The sequence below is a fragment of the bacterium SCSIO 12844 genome (genome assembly GCA_024397935.1).
Classification (GTDB): domain Bacteria; phylum Pseudomonadota; class Gammaproteobacteria; order Francisellales; family Francisellaceae; genus M0027.
This window is the reverse complement of sequence record CP073743.1, coordinates 2,062,439-2,078,726: the sequence shown is the minus strand read 5'-3', so window position 1 is coordinate 2,078,726 and position 16,288 is coordinate 2,062,439. Positions and strand designations below refer to the sequence as shown.

The following is a 16,288-nucleotide window of genomic DNA, read 5'->3' as shown; positions in this document are numbered from 1 at the left end:
ATTTAGAATAAATTTATGAATGTTATTACTTTAATGGGGCCAACAGCCAGTGGTAAAACACAATTGGCAATGCATTTAAATGATCACTTTGATTCAGAGATTATCAGCGTTGATTCAGCAATGATATATAAGGGTATGGATATTGGTACGGCAAAACCAACACCAGATGAACTTAAAGCCTATCCCCATCATTTAATTGATCTTATTGAGCCAAATCAAACTTTTTCTGTTTCAGATTTTTTAAGTGCCACAAAACCAATAATTGATCAATGCCATCAAAATAAAAAAATACCCATATTAGTTGGCGGTACAATGATGTATTTTAATGCATTTATGCATGGGCTAACTGAACTACCTAAAGCAGATGAATTGATAAGAGGAAAGCTTATAGAAGAAGCTGAAAATAATGGTTTGGCCTATCTATATCAAAAACTATCTGAGGTTGATCAAAAGTCAGTAAAAAATATTAAAGCTACTGATGCACAACGTATTATTAGAGCATTAGAAGTCTACTACATTACTTCAAAGCCTATGAGTCAATTATGGCAAGATGCCAAAAGTTATGCATTAGCGTCTCAATACAATGTCACTCAAATTGGTCTTTTTCCTCATAATCGTAGTTGTTTGCATCAGTTAATTGCTAAACGATTTGATCAAATGATTGAATCTGGTTTTATAGATGAGGTAAAAAAGTTGTTTGTAAGAGAAGATCTTAATGATGCTTTGCCATCGATTCGTTGTGTTGGTTATCGTCAAATGTGGCAGCACTTGCAAGGGAAATTAAGTTATACAGAAGCAGTTGAAAAATCTATCATAGCAACACGCCAATTAGCAAAGCGCCAAATAACCTGGATGAGACACTGGCAAAGTCCAATTCAAGTATTTGATCCATTTGTTGATGGGTTAAAATTAAAATCTAAAGTAATGAATTATTTAGGTGAAAAAATAGTTATTTAATAGTAGCATTATGAACTTATCCCTGGTAGAATCTAGTTTACCCGATGGGTATAAATTATAACAATAAATAAATAGAGGACTGAAAATATGTCAAGAATATCATCTTTGCAAGACCCTTTTTTAAATGCGCTTCGCAGAGAAAAAATACCTGTATCTATCTATTTGGTTAATGGGATTAAACTACAAGGTCAAATTGAAGCATTTGATCAGTTTTCAATTGTATTGCGTAATAATGTCAATCAAATGGTTTATAAGCATGCAATCTCAACTGTAGTTCCATCTCGTCCGGTGCGTTTGTTATTTTCGAATCACTCACAAACACAGCATCATAGTCACCAAAATCAACAATCAAATCATCAAGAAGCAATCGAAGATGAGTTAGTTGGTGATGACTTTATGGGTGAATCTTTTGAGCAAGATGACATTTCGACAATTGAAAACAAACAACCGCTTGAGTCATAATATTTAAGCGCGTTGTTTGGAACTCTTTGAACAAATAAAAAAAGGTGAGCGCAGCCTATTGGTTGATGCTCAGTTTTTTGGTCGTTTTGATCAACAAGACTCAGATATAGATGAGTTAAATTCGTTAGTGACTGCTGCTGGTTGGCAAGTCATTACAATTATCCATACAAAAAGATCAAAGCCGGACCCTAAATATTTTGTAGGTTCAGGTAAAGTTGACGAAATTGCTTCCATCGTTAAATCAAACGATATTCATTTAATTATTTTTAATCATAACATTACAGCTGCCCAAGAACGTAATTTGACAGAAATGTTACCAAAGTGCCGTATTCTTGATCGTACAGGCGTTGTTTTAGATATTTTTGCTATGCGTGCTAAAACCTATGAAGGGCGTTTACAAGTTGAGTTAGCTCAATTAAATTATCAAGCAACACGATTAGTTAAGGCATGGACACACTTAGAGCGTCAAAAAGGCGGTATCGGCTTAAGAGGTGGACCAGGAGAGAAGCAAATTGAGCTCGATCGACGTATGATACGTCATAGAATTCGTACCTTAGAAGAAAAGATTGATAAGGTTAGAGCCCAGCGTGCATTATCACGCTCAGTAAGAAAAAAATCGCATATCCCAACGATATCATTGGTAGGTTATACCAATGCGGGTAAATCAACGTTATTTAATGTACTAACGGGTGCTGATGCATTTGTTAAAGATCAATTATTTGCAACATTAGATACAACGTTAAGAAAATCAACTTTACCGCATTATGGTGAAGTCATTTTTTCTGATACGGTAGGCTTTATTCGTAATTTACCACATGATTTAGTCGATGCCTTTAGAGCTACCTTAGAAGAAACGGCTCAAGCAGATTTATTATTACATGTCGTTGATTATTCTAATGAACAGTACAGAGATTATATCAATCAAGTTTATCAAGTATTAAAGGAAATTAATGCAGATCATATTCCTGTATTGGAAGTTTATAATAAAATTGATCTATCAGATAAAACTAAAAAATTAGTGCATGTTGATTATGATCAAGAGAAGTTACAACCAAGGAGAGTTTGGTGTTCTGCACAAACAGGTGCAGGAATTGATTTATTAAAAGAATCAATTTCATTATGCTTAAGTAAAGACGAAGTATCAGGTAAAATTATTATCCAAGCAAAACATGCGCGTTTTAGAGCGCAACTGTATCAAATTAATGCGGTTTTATCAGAATCTAGCGATGAAAATGGTAATATTGTGTTAAATATACGTTGTGGGTTTTACAAATTGAAGTCAATATGTGATGATAATGCACTTGAATTAGGTGATATATTTTACCAACATTAAAGTAAAGGAAAGTTTGTTATTAAAGCTTAGCAAAGGGTGATATATGATTAAAAAGCTGTGGTGGCAAAAACAAAACAGGACGGTTCAGTTAAATCAGAATCAAGATGGACCTCCAGATTTTGAAGAAGTCATTAAGAATTTATTCTCTAGGAAGAAGTCAAATCCACAAAAAGATAATAAAAATTCTAACAAAGGTCCTACACGCATAAAACCTCCAGGTAATGCAAAGAGTGTAGGTTCGATGATTTTGTTAGTTATTCTATTAATTGCCGTGATTTGGGGAATATCAGGTATTTTTATTGTCAAAGAAGGCGAGCAAGCTGCAGTTCTACGCTTTGGTCGCTATGTTCAAACGGTTGGGCCAGGCTTTCATTGGTATCCTCGTTTTATTGAGACAGTTTATGAACAAAGTGTTGATCAAGTAAAAACAGTTTCACTATCCAGAGAAATGCTTACTTCAGAAGAAAATATTGCGTCAGTCGCATTTACAGTTAACTATCGAATTTCTGATTTGAAAGATTATTTATTTAATGTGGTTAATCCTCAACAAATGTTAAATCAATCATTAGATGCGGCTGTGCGTCAAGTGATTGGTCAGAGTACTTTAGATAGTATTATTAGTATTGATCGTCTGCAAATTACTAAAGAAGTTCAAACAGAATTAGAACGCTTACTTAAAGATTATAAAACAGGTATCGCAATTGTTTCTGTGAATATGCAGAAGGCAACAGCGCCTGATCCAGTTAAAGCTGCATTTGATGATGTAATTAAAGCACGTGAAGACCGTAATCGCTCCATTAACAAAGCACAAAGTTATGCTAATAAAGTGATACCGCAAGCTAATGGTCAATCAGCACGTATTTTAGATACAGCCAAAGCTTATAAAGAAAAACTCATTTTACAATCTCAGGCAGATGTAGCGCAGTATAATGCGATTTTACCAGAGTATGTTAAAGCACCTCAGATTATTGAAAAACAAATCTATTTAACAACCATGCAAAATGTATTAAGTAATAATCGTTTATATGTTGTTGATGGTTCGGGTAATAATAATTTGTTTATGCCAGATGTTACAGGTATTAAGCGTTCAGGTAACTATACACGTCCTCCTATGACTCATGCTGCATCTAGCGACACAAGTACAGCTAAAACAGCTTCAACATCATCAACACCAATGAATCAACAAATGTGGGTAAGATGGACAGAAGCGAATAAATCTTCTTCAGGTAATGGAGGCAATTACTAATGAATAAAGCATTTGGATTTTTGTGTTTATTAATTATTGTCTTGATTTTACTGTATGCATCAATTTTTACAGTAACTGAATCTCATCGAGCAATTATTTTAAAACTAGGTCAAATTGAAAAATTAGATAATGGTCAAACAAAATCATTTACGCCAGGATTGCACTTTAAGCTACCATTTATTGAAGATGTAAAAGAGTATGATATGCGTTATCGTACCTTACAAGTTGATTCATCACGTATTGTTTCTAAAGAGCAGAAAGATATCATGGTAGATGCTTATGTAATTTGGCAGATTACTGATTTAGATAAGTTCTACCGCTCAACTTATGGCAGTGTATCAACAGCAGAAAATTTATTAATTCAGTATACATCATCAGCAATGAGAGATGAATTTGGTACAAGAACCATTCAAGAATTAGTGAATAATCGTGGTTCTAATTTAATGGCTGACCTAGATAAAGTTGTCTCGGATAAGGCACAAAATTTAGGTATTGCAATTAAAGATGTTAGAATTAAGCAAATTGATCTACCTGAAACAGTGACAGAGTCAATTTATCAAAGAATGAGTTCTGAGCGTGAAAAAGCAGCAGCAGGTATTAGAGCAGAGGGTAATGCTAGAGCAGAAGAAGTTAGAGCGAATGCTGATGCTTCTGTTACAGTAATCTTAGCTAAGGCTCAATCGCAAGCTAAACAAATCAGAGCTCAAGGTGAAGCTGAGGCATTGTCGATTTATGCTAAGAGTTATTCAAAAAATCAATCCCTTTTTGAATTTTTAAAAAGCATGCAGACTTATGATAGTATTTTTGCTAATAAAGATAATACGCTTATTCTTAAACCTGAAGGTGAGTTATTTAAATACTTTAACCCTTCAGAAAATGCTTCTAAATAAATAACTTTTTTCTTAGACTTCTTAAAATAATTTCATAATCAAACTTATTACTGTTGTAATACTATTTCTTCTTTTAGAGTTAAAATTATCATATTAATCAGATATTTAAATTATCATATTTGGTTACAATATTGTTATATTAATATCTATGAAATTAGCTATGATGAAATAATAAACTAAAAATTTTATTTGTGCTGTAATTAGGGAGGATACACATATGGGTGGATGGTTTAGTAGTTTATTCTATGCAAGTTCATATCAAACAGCAAATTATGTTAGGCAGTCTGGGTATCAAGGGTTAATTGATGCAACAGCTAGGCAAAGTATAACAAGATTAATATTAAGTGGTGGTGGAGTTAGAGGTGGTGTTTATGTTGGTGCATTTAGAGCATTAGAAGATGCTGGTATGTATAAAAAAGTAAAATCTATAACTGGATCTTCTATTGGAGGCATGACTGCAGCACTAATGGCTACTGGAATGAGTCCTCATCGCCTGCAAACAGTTACAATGGGGCAAAATTTTGAGCATTTATTAGGTAGTAAAACCAGTTGGTATGGTATTGAAAGAAATGGCGTACCAATGCATAACTTTTTACAAGTTAACATTCGTACTAATGTCAAAATGTATTTTAAAGAACATCCATTTGATCATTTAGCACAATCACAACCAGATAAATTCATGTCATTAAAAAAAATATCACAAAAAATTGATCAAGATGATGACTTAACATTTAATGATTTGGCAATATTACGACAGTTTGATAAAAGTAGATTTAAAGATTTAACATTAACTGCTGTTGAAAGACTAACAGGAAAGGTTCAATACTTTAATGCTCTACTAACACCAGATGTAAGTATTGCAGATGCCGCAAGAGCATCAGGGTCATTACCAGTTGTTTTAAGACCAATGGTTATTAATGGCATAGAGTATATTGATGGCGGTTATTATGAAAATATTCCAACAGAAGCAGAAACAAAAATATTATCAGATGTTGAATCATTGGATGAGGAAAGTTCATTAATTGACGAAGAAATAGAACAACACCACAGAGAACAAAGACTAGTTTTTGCATTTAGTGAGCAAGAAAGTGACCCAGTACATAAAGCATTACATTCAGAAGCTAAACATTTATATACGCCAGGATGGCTTGCACGTTTTATATTAAACAATGTAGCGCCTTGGTTAGCTAATATACAAACGCCAAAATTATGTACAATTGAAGCAGAGCAAGGTTATAAAAACATTCAAAAATACTATCAATTACAAACAGTTCAAATGAAAACAAGTCTTGAAGCAAGGGATTTTGAAGGGCTTTTAAAACGAAAAGAGCATTTATACTATGAAGGTTATTTTTCAACAAATGATTATCTGATTAATCATGATTTTGTTAAAACAGATTTAATTTATGAATTTAGAAAGTTTGCTTATCACTTCTTCAAAAATTATGAACGTAAAGCAACATGGTTATCTTATTTTGGTGTACATCCATATGAAAATACCAAGGCTAAAATTTTATTTTCATTTTGTGCTGATTTAGGAAAATTAGAGATACCTCAACTAAAACAACTAGCTTATAATTTTGTCTATTTTAGTTTACTAGATAGAAGAACAAATTCATTAAAAGCCACCACACGTTCAGCATCAACATTAATTGAAACACTTAATACAGTTTATACAAACGAAGAGATAAAAAAAGTTTTTCAATCAGTATTAGATATTAAAGAAGATATTACTGATTTTAAGTTCAAGTTTACGGTTGAGCATTTAAATAACTTTTTAAGCCAACAGCAAGCGCATGATGATCCAAAGTCATTATTTTATAGTCGATTTATTAATGTTGAACATGATGTTGAGTATGAAGCATTATATAGTCGTTTTGAATAGTGTTTTTTATTTATGTTACTATGATCATGTTAATAGTAAATAAAGAAATAAATCAAAATGATAATTGTAGAAACTCAACGTTTAATCTTAAGAACTTGGCAAATTGATGATATATCACCAATGACGAAGGTTAATGAAGATCTAAAAGTTATGAAGTATTTCCCATCTATTGGTAATAGAGATACAACTGCTTGGCTAATAGGTCGACTAGAACAGCATCATAATGATCATGGTTTTAGCTTATATCCTGTTATTTTAAAGCAGACAAATGAAATGATTGGCTTTGTTGGCTTATTAACAGTAGGTTTTCAAGCCCATTTTACGCCAGCAGTAGAAATAGGCTGGCGGTTAGGTTCTCAGTGTTGGGGTAATGGTTATGCGCCTGAAGCAGCTTATGCTATGTTAGAATTTGGTTTTAATAAAATAGGCTTAGAAAAAATTGTTTCTTTTACTGTGAAAGATAATTTAAATTCACGTAGAGTAATGGAAAAAATTGGCATGACCTATGATTATAAAAATGATTTTAATCATCCTAAAATCGATACGAAAAATCCACTATCAAAACATGTACTTTATGAAATTTATAAGAATGATTACTTAAAACAACATATAAAATAATCTTATTTTTTAGAAGGTAAATCAAAAGATTGTTAGATCACTTGGTCAATTTGTCCGAAATATTTAAAGTCACCCAAAAATAGGGTATGTGAGATATTTTTCATTAAAAATATATATAAAAAATAAGCTAAAATATAAAAAAAATATAAAATATTACTTTTATTGTTTTTAGTTTTATGTATACTCTATCACTTAAATATCTAAATAATTATAAAAATATTTAACAACAATATAGGTGAAAATAATGAAAAAAATAGCTTTATTTATCTCTCTAGTGGCTTCATTGCCTGCTGGTTTGATAGCAAATGGTGTTCAAAATTGTGATGTAAATAAAGAGCAAGCATGTGTATATCAGTTTAATCAAGAAACTAATTTATGGACTACTCATGGGAGTGTAATTGCAATTGATAAATCAATTGGCCGACATGGTAACTCTATTTCAATAAATTCTGATGGTATGATTCTAGCTGTTGGTGCGATTAGTGCTAATGAAGTGTATGTTTATCAATATACTGGTGATGATACTTCATGGAGACTACTAGGTTCGGCCATTCCTGGAGAAGCTGCATATGATGAAAATGGTCGTTCAGTTTCATTAAGTGCAGATGGAATGAGAGTGGCAATTGGTTCACCTAGAAATGATGACAATGGAAATTCTAGCGGTCAAGTTCGTGTCTATGAATATGATGGTGGATCAAGTTCATGGATTCAAGTTGGTAACAATATGCCACAAAATCATCCAGCAAGTGGTGATCAGAGTGGTTACTCAGTTTCTTTAAGCGCAGATGGCATGAGAGTTGCGATTGGTTCACCTGGAAATAATGACAATGGAAAAGATAGTGGTAAAGTTAGCGTCTATGAATGGAGCGGTACAAATTGGAATCAATTAGGTACGAATATTGATGGTGAAGCAGCGCTTGATAAGAGCGGTTATTCAGTTTCATTAAGTGCAGATGGTAAGAGACTAGCTATTGGAGCTCCTAAAAATAGTGACAATGGAATAAATAGTGGTCAAGTTCGTGTCTATGAGTGGAGTGGTACAAATTGGAATCAATTAGGTATGGATATTGATGGTAAAGCACCTCTTGACCAGAGTGGTAGCTCAGTTTCATTAAGTGCAGATGGTAAGAGATTAGCTATTGGAGCACCTTTAAATGATTCCAATGGAAAAGATAGTGGCCAAGTTCGTGTCTATGGATGGAATGGTGCGAATTGGGATCAAATAGGTGTTTTTACTGGTGAAAATAGTAGAGCCTATTTTGGAATGTCTGTATCACTCAGTGGCAATGGCTCTGAACTTGCAATAAGTTCAAATGGTTCAGCTAAAAGTTTTGTTTTTGATAATACTAGCTGGAAGCAACAAGGAAATACAATTAATGGAGCTAGTGGAGAACAAATTTCTATAAGTGAAGATGGTACAACTCTAGCTGTTTTGCCTTCATAAAACTAAAATATAATTAGATACGATCTTTATATTTATCATCATCTTTTTTTACAGTAATTCCATTGTAATATCAAAATCTCCTATTGCCAACATCTATGACTGATCAATAATAAAAATAGTACTAAATACAATATATTATAAATTTAAGAACTAAATTGAAAAATTTAATTATATACAATTTTATAAATAATATATGTTGTCTATTAGCCATTTTTTGTATATGGTATGAATTGTACGTATAAATTATGTTTATATTTTTATAGATATTCTAATGTATTTAAGTTATTAATTTTTATAATTTTTTATGAAGTAAAATTATCAAAAAGGGTGTTGCATGGCGATAAGTTCTGACAAAGTGAAAGCTCCAGCATTGTTCTCAGCAATTGCAATCGGGGTAGGCTGTATTATTGGTAGTGGTTGGTTATTTGCATCTTATAATGCTGCAAGAGAAGTTGGTTCAATGGCATTTTTATCTTGGATTATAGGTGCTTTTGTTGCATTAACATTGGCCTTATTATTAGCTGAAATGGCAACAATGTATAAGGAGCGGGCATTTTTTGCAAGGATATTAACTATTTCCCATAAAAACAGTGACTATGGATTTGTGGTAGCCATTTCAAACTTAATGGGACTGATTCTAGTTATTCCATCAGAAGCAGCAGCGACAATTCAATACCTAAGTGGTGTATATCCATCTTTAATGGTTGGGGGAGACTTATCTATTAGTGGTTCTATTGCAGTTGTATTCATGATTATTATTTATGGTTTAGTTAACTTTTGGGGGTTAAAACTATTATCTAAAGTCAATAACTTTATCACTTTCATTAAGCTTATTGTTCCTTTCGCAGTTGGTTTAATTTTAATTATTTATACTGGTTACAATGGAGAGTTTCATTTATCCAACTTCTCACTGTCAGGTTTTCATCATTCTTATAGTCAAATGATTGGTGCTGCATTTACAACGGTTGTAACAGCAGGTATATTTTATTCATTCTATGGCTTTGGTATGATTGCTATTTTCGGTTCGGAGTTAAAAAATCCTAAACGAAATATTCCATTAGCATTAATAGGCTGTGTATTAGTTTGTTTAATCATTTATCTGATTCTTCAATTTGCATTTATTGGTGCAATGCCTCAAGAGTTGGTTGCCAATGGCTGGCAGAATCTACAAATTTTCTCATCACCATTGGCTCAGCTCTTAGGTTTAGTTGGTATTAATATTGGTATTATTTGGATTTTATATGCTGATGCTGCGATTAGTCCATCTGGGACAGGTGCTTTGTATATGGGTTCTAGTGCTAGAATGATTACAGGTATGTCACAGGATAAGCAACTACCATCATTTTTTAATCATATTATAGAAAAATATAATTTATCCAGGCGATCTTTAATTGCGGTTTTCATTATTGGTGTAGTTATGGTCTTCTTCTCTAAGAACTGGCAGAATATTATGATTATGGTGACTGTATTTCAATTAATTTCTTGTATTGCAATTCCAGTAGCACTTGTAAAACTAAGGAAATCAGAACCAGATAGAAAACGTGCATTTAAAGTACCATTTGGTATTAGCTTAAGCTATGTAATATTTTTAGTTGTTTCCTATTTAATGATACAGGCAACAGTTAAAGCAATTGTACTTGCATTGGCTGTACATTTAATATTATTTGCTGTGTATGCAGTTAGTTACTATAAAGGTAGCGTATCTAAAATTATTAATGCAATAGGCTCATCTTGGTCAATCTTTCTATATTTAGCCGTTAGTATACCATTTAGTTATATGGTTGAAGCTGGTGAGTTCTCAAGTAATGCATATGCATTATTAGCATTTATTATTGTGTATAGCATTTCATATTTTACGATGGTGAATCAAAGAAATTTACAGAAAGTAACTACTGTGATGGCTTATCAATAAAATTAGAGTTTTTCTTATAATTCAAATAAAGCTTTTTACGTTTGGCTAAGATTAATGTTCGTGTTAATAATGTACTATAAATTGGACTGCCACCCATAAAAATTGCTGTAATTGTTGCGCTAAAACAAGTCAAAATAAGTGGTAAAATTAATGCATAGTTCATTGTCATTTCAACAACAAGTACAATACCAGTTAAAGGCGCGCTCACTGTTGCGGTAAATAATGCACTCATACCAGCTACAGCAAAGACTTGGGGGTGAACAATAAGTTCAGGGAAGAAATAATGCGCAATTAATCCAAAAAACATGCCAAAAATAGTCCCTAGTGCCAGCATAGGTGCAAAAATACCGCCGGGGACACCGGTACCATAGCTGATTAAAGTCGTTGCAAAACGTAATACAAATAAAACAATTAATATGGTTAATGTAAAGTTTCCGTGTAAAGCTTTTGGCATGACATTATAACCACCTCCAATCACTTCAGGAAAGAATACTAAAAATAACCCAGTTGCAACACCGATTAAAATAATCCATTTCCAGAAATTAAAACCATCGCGTTTAGCAAAGAAGTTTAATGAGTAAACTAAATATTTATTAAAGATAGTACCAAATGCACCAAAAATAACGCCAAAAATAATAAATAACCAAAGACTAGATAAAGGCAATGACTGATAGGCTGTCATATCAATATCCATCATTTGACGAATATTATAGCCACCCATCTGAAGGATAATTTGTAAGAAAATGTCAGCTACTACACAGGTAATAATAACGGTTTGTAATGATTGAAAGCTATATTTAAACTGATGGCGCATTTCTTCTATGACAAATAATATACCAGCTAAGGGTGTATTAAATGCAGTGGCAAGACCAGCACCAGCGCCAGCTGCAATTAGAATATGAGCATATTCTTTATCAAGTTTAAATAAACGTCTAACTAAATGACCAATCGCACCACCGATTTGAATGGTAGGGCCTTCTCGACCTAATACTAAGCCACTCGATAACGATAAAATACCACCAAAAAATTTAGCTGGTAATACACGCCACCAACGCATTTGTCGCTTATTTTCTAAAACACCTTCAATTTCTTGGACACCACTGCCAGAAGCTTCTGGTACAATGTGTCTAACAATAAGAAGTGATAAACTTAATAAGCTTGTTGTTAAGATTACAGCAACTAGAGATTTTAAAAACCAGTAATCTTTTAATGCAGCAAAAGCAGCTTGCTGCCCTTGAGAAATCCAATGAATACATAACTGGAATAAGGCACCAATAACGCCAATGATAATACCAGTAATGCCACCATAGATAGTCGATTGTAAGATTTTTTTAGGGTAATGTTCTTTGTTCATCCATGAAACCGCTTTAGATTATTTAATTACATTAGGTACGCCAATAAATTTACCTTTACATTCATTCGTTGCCCAGACAACATTAGTGACACCATTATCTGATAAATTTTGTTGGTACTCCCACATAGGAGAGCTCCAGGTTTTATTACCTTTAGCATCAACTGTCCAAACTTCGGCATTAACGGTATTAAACCCTAAACCATGTTTATGTGTAGTTGAATAAGAAAGATATTTAATATAAACACCATTTTCAGCTTTAACACCTTGTTTGATTTGTGAAATTGTAGTTTGCAGTGTATTCGGTGTATGCGTTAAACAAAAATTCATTGATACAGGATTTTTAACATCAACTCTTGGTTGAATGGCATAAAATGTAGGTGTCCATACTGTTTCAACTTCTTTGGTAGAATTAGCTGAAGCATATAGCGTATTTGATGCGCATAAAATAATAAATGTTGATGATAATAGAATTAATTTTTTCATATTTGTGAAACCTATTTAATGAGTTACTGATATCATACGCTTAAGGGTAAAATTAGGTCAATAGTGTGAAGCGCTTGAATCACTTCTATTGCTGTTGTTTTGTTGCAGCAATGACAATTTCTCTGACACAGACATTTTGAGGTTGTTGGTAAGCATAGACAACGGCATTAGCCACATCTTCAGCAGATAATACACCACCCATCTCTTCTTTCCATTGATTATAACCTTCTTTAATTTCATCAGAGGTTGTATGACTTAATAACTCAGTTTCAGCTGCGCCCGGTGCAATGGTAATAACACGGACATTATCTTTTGCAACTTCTTCTCTGACATTTTCACTAATTGCATGAACGGCAAACTTTGTACCGCAATAAGCTGCATGAGATGGAAATGTTTTTCGACCAGCAATTGAACTAATATTAATAATCGTGCCTTCATTGCGTGCTTTCATATCAGATAAGACAACTTGCATACCATTAAGTAAGGCATTAACGTTAACATCAAACATTTGTTGAAACTCATTGTTATTTTGTGTGTCGATACCGCCAAGTAACATAACGCCTGCATTATTAATTAAGCAGTCAGTTTTACCATAGATTGCTTCAGCATCTCTTATTGCACTTTCAAATGCTTCTCTATTGGTAATATCAACTTGTGCACAGATTGAGTTTTCAAGTTTAAGCGCCTCTAATTTTTCAATACGCCTGGCAATTAGTAATAAAGGGTGACCTAATTTGTGTAATTGCTTTGCAATACTTGCACCAAATCCAGAAGAGGCGCCTGTAATAACAACTAATTTTTTCATGATTAAATCCCATCAACGATTTCATTAAAAGTTTGGCTTGGGCGCATAATGATTTCAGTTTTAGATGGGTTAGGGTGGTAGTAACCACCAATATCAACTGAGTGTCCTTGAACTGCATTTAGTTCTGTAATAATTTGATCTTCCATAGCAGATAGCTTTTCATAAACAGGGCTAAATACAGTTTTTAATTTAATGGATTGATCTTGATTAGCCAGTGCTTCAGCCCAGTAAAGTGCAAGATAAAAATGAGAGCCACGGTTATCTATTGTGCCGAGCTTACGCTGAGGTGATTTATTATTATTTAGTATTTTTGCATTTGCTTGGTTTAAAGCTTCTGCTAAAACCTTAGCATCTTGATTATTCGTTTTTGATGCTAAATCTTCTAATGAAACAGCAATGGCTAGAAACTCACCTAAAGAATCCCAACGTAGATAATCTTCATTTAATAATTGTTGAACATGTTTAGGTGCAGAACCACCTGCGCCGGTTTCAAATAAGCCACCACCAGCTAAAAGTGGTACAATAGATAGCATTTTTGCTGATGTGCCTAATTCTAAAATTGGGAATAAATCAGTTAAATAGTCACGTAGTACATTACCAGTAACTGAAATTGTATCTTGGCCATTTTTAACACGCTCAAGTGTATAATGCATTGCATTTACAGGTGCAAGAATTTTAATTTCTAAACTAGTTGTATCATGATCATTAAGGTAAGTATTTACTTTTTTAATTAAGTTTGCATCATGTGCTCTATTTTCATCTAACCAAAATACAGCTGGATTACCAGTTGCTTTAGCACGAGTAATTGCTAATTTAACCCAATCTTTAATTGCAATATCTTTTGTTTGACACATACGGAAAATATCACCTTCATCAACATGATGTGACATCAGTGTTTGATTTTGATCATCAATGACTTTGATTGTACCTGCTTCAACGATTTCAAATGTTTTATCGTGTGAGCCGTATTCTTCAGCTTTTTGTGCCATAAGCCCAACATTTGAAACATTACCCATAGTGGTTACATCGAATGCACCATGTGTTTTACAAAAATCAATGACTTCTTGATAAATCAATGCATATGAACGATCTGGAATAATTGCTTTCATATCGTGTAGTTGACCATCAGGTCCCCACATTTGGCCAGATGAGCGAATAGCAGCAGGCATTGATGCATCAATAATTACATCGCTTGGCACGTGAAAATTAGTAATGCCTTTATCTGAATTAACCATAGCAAATGCTGGATGATGTTCATAAGTTTTTTGAATATCAGCTTCAATCGCTTCGCATTGACCATTAGGTAAGGTTTTAATTTTAGTATAAATATCACCTAAGCCATTATTTGGATTAATGCCTAATTGATTAAAGGTATCAGCATATTTATCAAATATTTCTTTAAAGCATGTTTTAACACAATGCCCAAACATAATAGGGTCAGAGACTTTCATCATCGTTGCTTTTAAGTGTAATGATAATAATACTTCTTTTTCTTTTGCATCTTTAACTTGGGTTTCAAAAAAGTTAACCAATGCTTTTTTACTCATGACAGAAGAATCAATCACTTCACTATCAGTTAGTGTAATATTGTCTTTTAATGTAATTGTATTATTTGATTGTGTTTCAAGTACAATGCTAACACTACAAGCACGCTCAACCATAACAGATTGCTCACTACCATAAAAATCACCTTCAGTCATATGGGCTACATGAGATTTTGAATCAGGAGACCATTGACCCATTGAATGGGGGTGTGCTTTGGCATATTGTTTAACTGCATCAGCTACTCTACGATCAGAATTACCTTCTCGTAGCACAGGATTTACTGCACTACCTAATACTTTGCTATAACGTGCTTTAATCTCTTTTTCTTGATCTGTTTTTGCATCGATTGGATAATTAGGCACAGCATAGCCTTGGCTTTGTAGCTCTTTAATTGCTTGAGTTAGTTGCGGGATTGAGGCACTAATATTAGGTAATTTAATAATATTCGCCTCTGGTGTTTTTGCTAATTGCCCAAGTTCAGCTAAGTCATCTGACTGTCTTTGGTTTTCTGCTAAATATTCTGGGAAATGTGCTAAGATTCTAGCAGCAAGTGAAATATCTCTTGTTTCAATATTAATATCAGCTTCTTTAGTAAAAGCTTTAACAATAGGAAGTAGAGAGTAAGTTGCTAATGCTGGTGCTTCATCAGTATGTGTATAGATAATTTTTGAGCCATTCATAGTGAATCAATTCCTTCTAAATGTTTATTCAAAACCGCACAAATAAGTGCATTAATATTTGTGTTGATATCATATCAAAGTCAAGCGCTATTACGCAAACGATCTAGCATGATATTAAGAATTGCAGATTTAAAAAATCTAAATGGTTGATTAGAATTTTTTATGCTAAAGTATAATCAGATGATTTATATAGATTTTAATAAAAAGGTGAGTGATGCGTTCATTAGAAGAGTGGTTAGCGCTTTATGCACAAAGTCATCAAAATAAAATTAATAAACGGATTCATTATATTTGTGTGCCGTTAATTATGTTTTCAATTTTAGGCATTCTTTGGGCGATTACACCGTTTTTATCTGCCGTAGTTGTACTTTTTGGTGTAATTTATTATCTACGCTTGTCGATTCCCTTAGGCGTTATTATGTTTATTGCCTCAATAGTTATGCTATTAATTATATCTTTGATGACTAACCGACTTGGTATTTGTATTATTATTTTTGTCGTTAGTTGGATTTTGCAATTTATTGGTCATAAACTTGAGGGTAAAAAGCCTTCATTTTTTCAAGACTTGCAATTTTTATTGATTGGTCCATTGTGGATTGCCAATGAATTATTTTTAAAGAAGAATAAATAACCAATTGTTTGCTCGGGTAAAAAAATAAATCAATATTTATCTT

General features: G+C 32.9%; 14 protein-coding genes. 10 read left to right on the top strand and 4 right to left on the bottom strand.

What is annotated here, in order from left to right; genetic code table 11:
• The first annotated feature begins 15 nt into the window (after nucleotides 1–15).
• The 9 genes from miaA to KFE69_09255 all read left to right on the top strand — a co-directional run bounded on the left by miaA (nucleotide 16) and on the right by KFE69_09255 (nucleotide 10,747).
• Nucleotides 16–957: a tRNA (adenosine(37)-N6)-dimethylallyltransferase MiaA gene (gene miaA / locus KFE69_09295; GenBank protein UTW41699.1), complete on the top strand. Its 942-nt coding sequence runs from the start codon at nucleotides 16–18 to the stop codon at nucleotides 955–957.
• Nucleotides 958–1,044: 87 nt separating this feature from the next.
• The gene (gene hfq, locus KFE69_09290) at nucleotides 1,045–1,419 is read left to right on the top strand and encodes an RNA chaperone Hfq (protein UTW41698.1); all 375 of its coding nucleotides are present in this window, start codon (nucleotides 1,045–1,047) and stop codon (nucleotides 1,417–1,419) included.
• A gap of 16 nt (nucleotides 1,420–1,435) precedes the next feature.
• Complete coding sequence (hflX, locus tag KFE69_09285) at nucleotides 1,436–2,752, top strand: GTPase HflX (GenBank protein ID UTW41697.1); 1,317 nt, start codon at nucleotides 1,436–1,438, stop codon at nucleotides 2,750–2,752.
• A gap of 43 nt (nucleotides 2,753–2,795) precedes the next feature.
• Nucleotides 2,796–3,998 (top strand): FtsH protease activity modulator HflK, encoded by a 1,203-nt coding sequence (gene hflK, locus KFE69_09280; protein ID UTW41696.1) that lies wholly within the window; start codon nucleotides 2,796–2,798, stop codon nucleotides 3,996–3,998.
• Entirely contained in the window at nucleotides 3,998–4,888 is an 891-nt protein-coding gene (locus KFE69_09275; protein ID UTW41695.1) for a protease modulator HflC, read from the top strand. The genes hflK and KFE69_09275 overlap by 1 nt, the downstream gene beginning before the upstream one ends.
• Nucleotides 4,889–5,105: 217 nt before the next feature.
• Nucleotides 5,106–6,773 carry a patatin-like phospholipase family protein gene (locus tag KFE69_09270; protein ID UTW41694.1) on the top strand — a complete coding sequence of 556 codons (1,668 nt, stop codon included), beginning with the start codon at nucleotides 5,106–5,108 and terminating at the stop codon, nucleotides 6,771–6,773.
• A gap of 57 nt (nucleotides 6,774–6,830) precedes the next feature.
• Nucleotides 6,831–7,391, top strand: coding sequence for a GNAT family N-acetyltransferase (locus KFE69_09265; protein UTW41693.1), 561 nt, complete (start codon nucleotides 6,831–6,833; stop codon nucleotides 7,389–7,391).
• 244 nt (nucleotides 7,392–7,635) lie between these two features.
• The gene (locus KFE69_09260; GenBank protein UTW41692.1) at nucleotides 7,636–8,835 is read left to right on the top strand and encodes a hypothetical protein; all 1,200 of its coding nucleotides are present in this window, start codon (nucleotides 7,636–7,638) and stop codon (nucleotides 8,833–8,835) included.
• A 334-nt stretch (nucleotides 8,836–9,169) separates the two neighbouring features.
• Nucleotides 9,170–10,747: an APC family permease gene (locus KFE69_09255; GenBank protein UTW41691.1), complete on the top strand. Its 1,578-nt coding sequence runs from the start codon at nucleotides 9,170–9,172 to the stop codon at nucleotides 10,745–10,747.
• On the opposite strand, the gene clcA is transcribed toward KFE69_09255, so the two are convergent.
• From clcA to KFE69_09235, 4 genes are all read right to left on the bottom strand, one after another.
• Nucleotides 10,725–12,101, bottom strand: a complete 1,377-nt coding sequence (gene clcA / locus KFE69_09250) for a H(+)/Cl(-) exchange transporter ClcA (protein ID UTW41690.1) — start codon at nucleotides 12,099–12,101, stop codon at nucleotides 10,725–10,727. The two genes, KFE69_09255 and clcA, sit on opposite strands and share 23 nt — an antisense overlap.
• 18 nt (nucleotides 12,102–12,119) lie before the next feature.
• Nucleotides 12,120–12,584, bottom strand: a complete 465-nt coding sequence (locus KFE69_09245; protein UTW41689.1) for a hypothetical protein — start codon at nucleotides 12,582–12,584, stop codon at nucleotides 12,120–12,122.
• 85 nt (nucleotides 12,585–12,669) lie between these two features.
• Nucleotides 12,670–13,389, bottom strand: coding sequence for an SDR family oxidoreductase (locus KFE69_09240; protein UTW41688.1), 720 nt, complete (start codon nucleotides 13,387–13,389; stop codon nucleotides 12,670–12,672).
• A gap of 2 nt (nucleotides 13,390–13,391) precedes the next feature.
• The gene (locus tag KFE69_09235; GenBank protein UTW41687.1) at nucleotides 13,392–15,614 is read right to left on the bottom strand and encodes an NADP-dependent isocitrate dehydrogenase; all 2,223 of its coding nucleotides are present in this window, start codon (nucleotides 15,612–15,614) and stop codon (nucleotides 13,392–13,394) included.
• A gap of 214 nt (nucleotides 15,615–15,828) precedes the next feature.
• Here KFE69_09235 and KFE69_09230 point away from each other — a divergent pair, with 214 nt between their 5' ends.
• Nucleotides 15,829–16,245, top strand: a complete 417-nt coding sequence (locus KFE69_09230; GenBank protein UTW41686.1) for a DUF962 domain-containing protein — start codon at nucleotides 15,829–15,831, stop codon at nucleotides 16,243–16,245.
• Nucleotides 16,246–16,288: the final 43 nt, after the last annotated feature.

Excerpts from the sequence above, each read along its gene's own strand:
- miaA (UTW41699.1), top strand. The coding sequence starts at position 16 with ATGAATGTTATTACTTTAATGGGGCCAACAGCCAGTGGTAAAACACAA.
- hfq (UTW41698.1), top strand. The coding sequence starts at position 1,045 with ATGTCAAGAATATCATCTTTGCAAGACCCTTTTTTAAATGCGCTTCGC.
- hflK (UTW41696.1), top strand. The coding sequence starts at position 2,796 with ATGATTAAAAAGCTGTGGTGGCAAAAACAAAACAGGACGGTTCAGTTA.
- KFE69_09275 (UTW41695.1), top strand. The coding sequence starts at position 3,998 with ATGAATAAAGCATTTGGATTTTTGTGTTTATTAATTATTGTCTTGATT.
- KFE69_09270 (UTW41694.1), top strand. The coding sequence starts at position 5,106 with ATGGGTGGATGGTTTAGTAGTTTATTCTATGCAAGTTCATATCAAACA.
- KFE69_09265 (UTW41693.1), top strand. The coding sequence starts at position 6,831 with ATGATAATTGTAGAAACTCAACGTTTAATCTTAAGAACTTGGCAAATT.
- KFE69_09260 (UTW41692.1), top strand. The coding sequence starts at position 7,636 with ATGAAAAAAATAGCTTTATTTATCTCTCTAGTGGCTTCATTGCCTGCT.
- KFE69_09255 (UTW41691.1), top strand. The coding sequence starts at position 9,170 with ATGGCGATAAGTTCTGACAAAGTGAAAGCTCCAGCATTGTTCTCAGCA.
- clcA (UTW41690.1), bottom strand. The coding sequence starts at position 12,101 with ATGAACAAAGAACATTACCCTAAAAAAATCTTACAATCGACTATCTAT.
- KFE69_09245 (UTW41689.1), bottom strand. The coding sequence starts at position 12,584 with ATGAAAAAATTAATTCTATTATCATCAACATTTATTATTTTATGCGCA.
- KFE69_09240 (UTW41688.1), bottom strand. The coding sequence starts at position 13,389 with ATGAAAAAATTAGTTGTTATTACAGGCGCCTCTTCTGGATTTGGTGCA.
- KFE69_09235 (UTW41687.1), bottom strand. The coding sequence starts at position 15,614 with ATGAATGGCTCAAAAATTATCTATACACATACTGATGAAGCACCAGCA.
- KFE69_09230 (UTW41686.1), top strand. The coding sequence starts at position 15,829 with ATGCGTTCATTAGAAGAGTGGTTAGCGCTTTATGCACAAAGTCATCAA.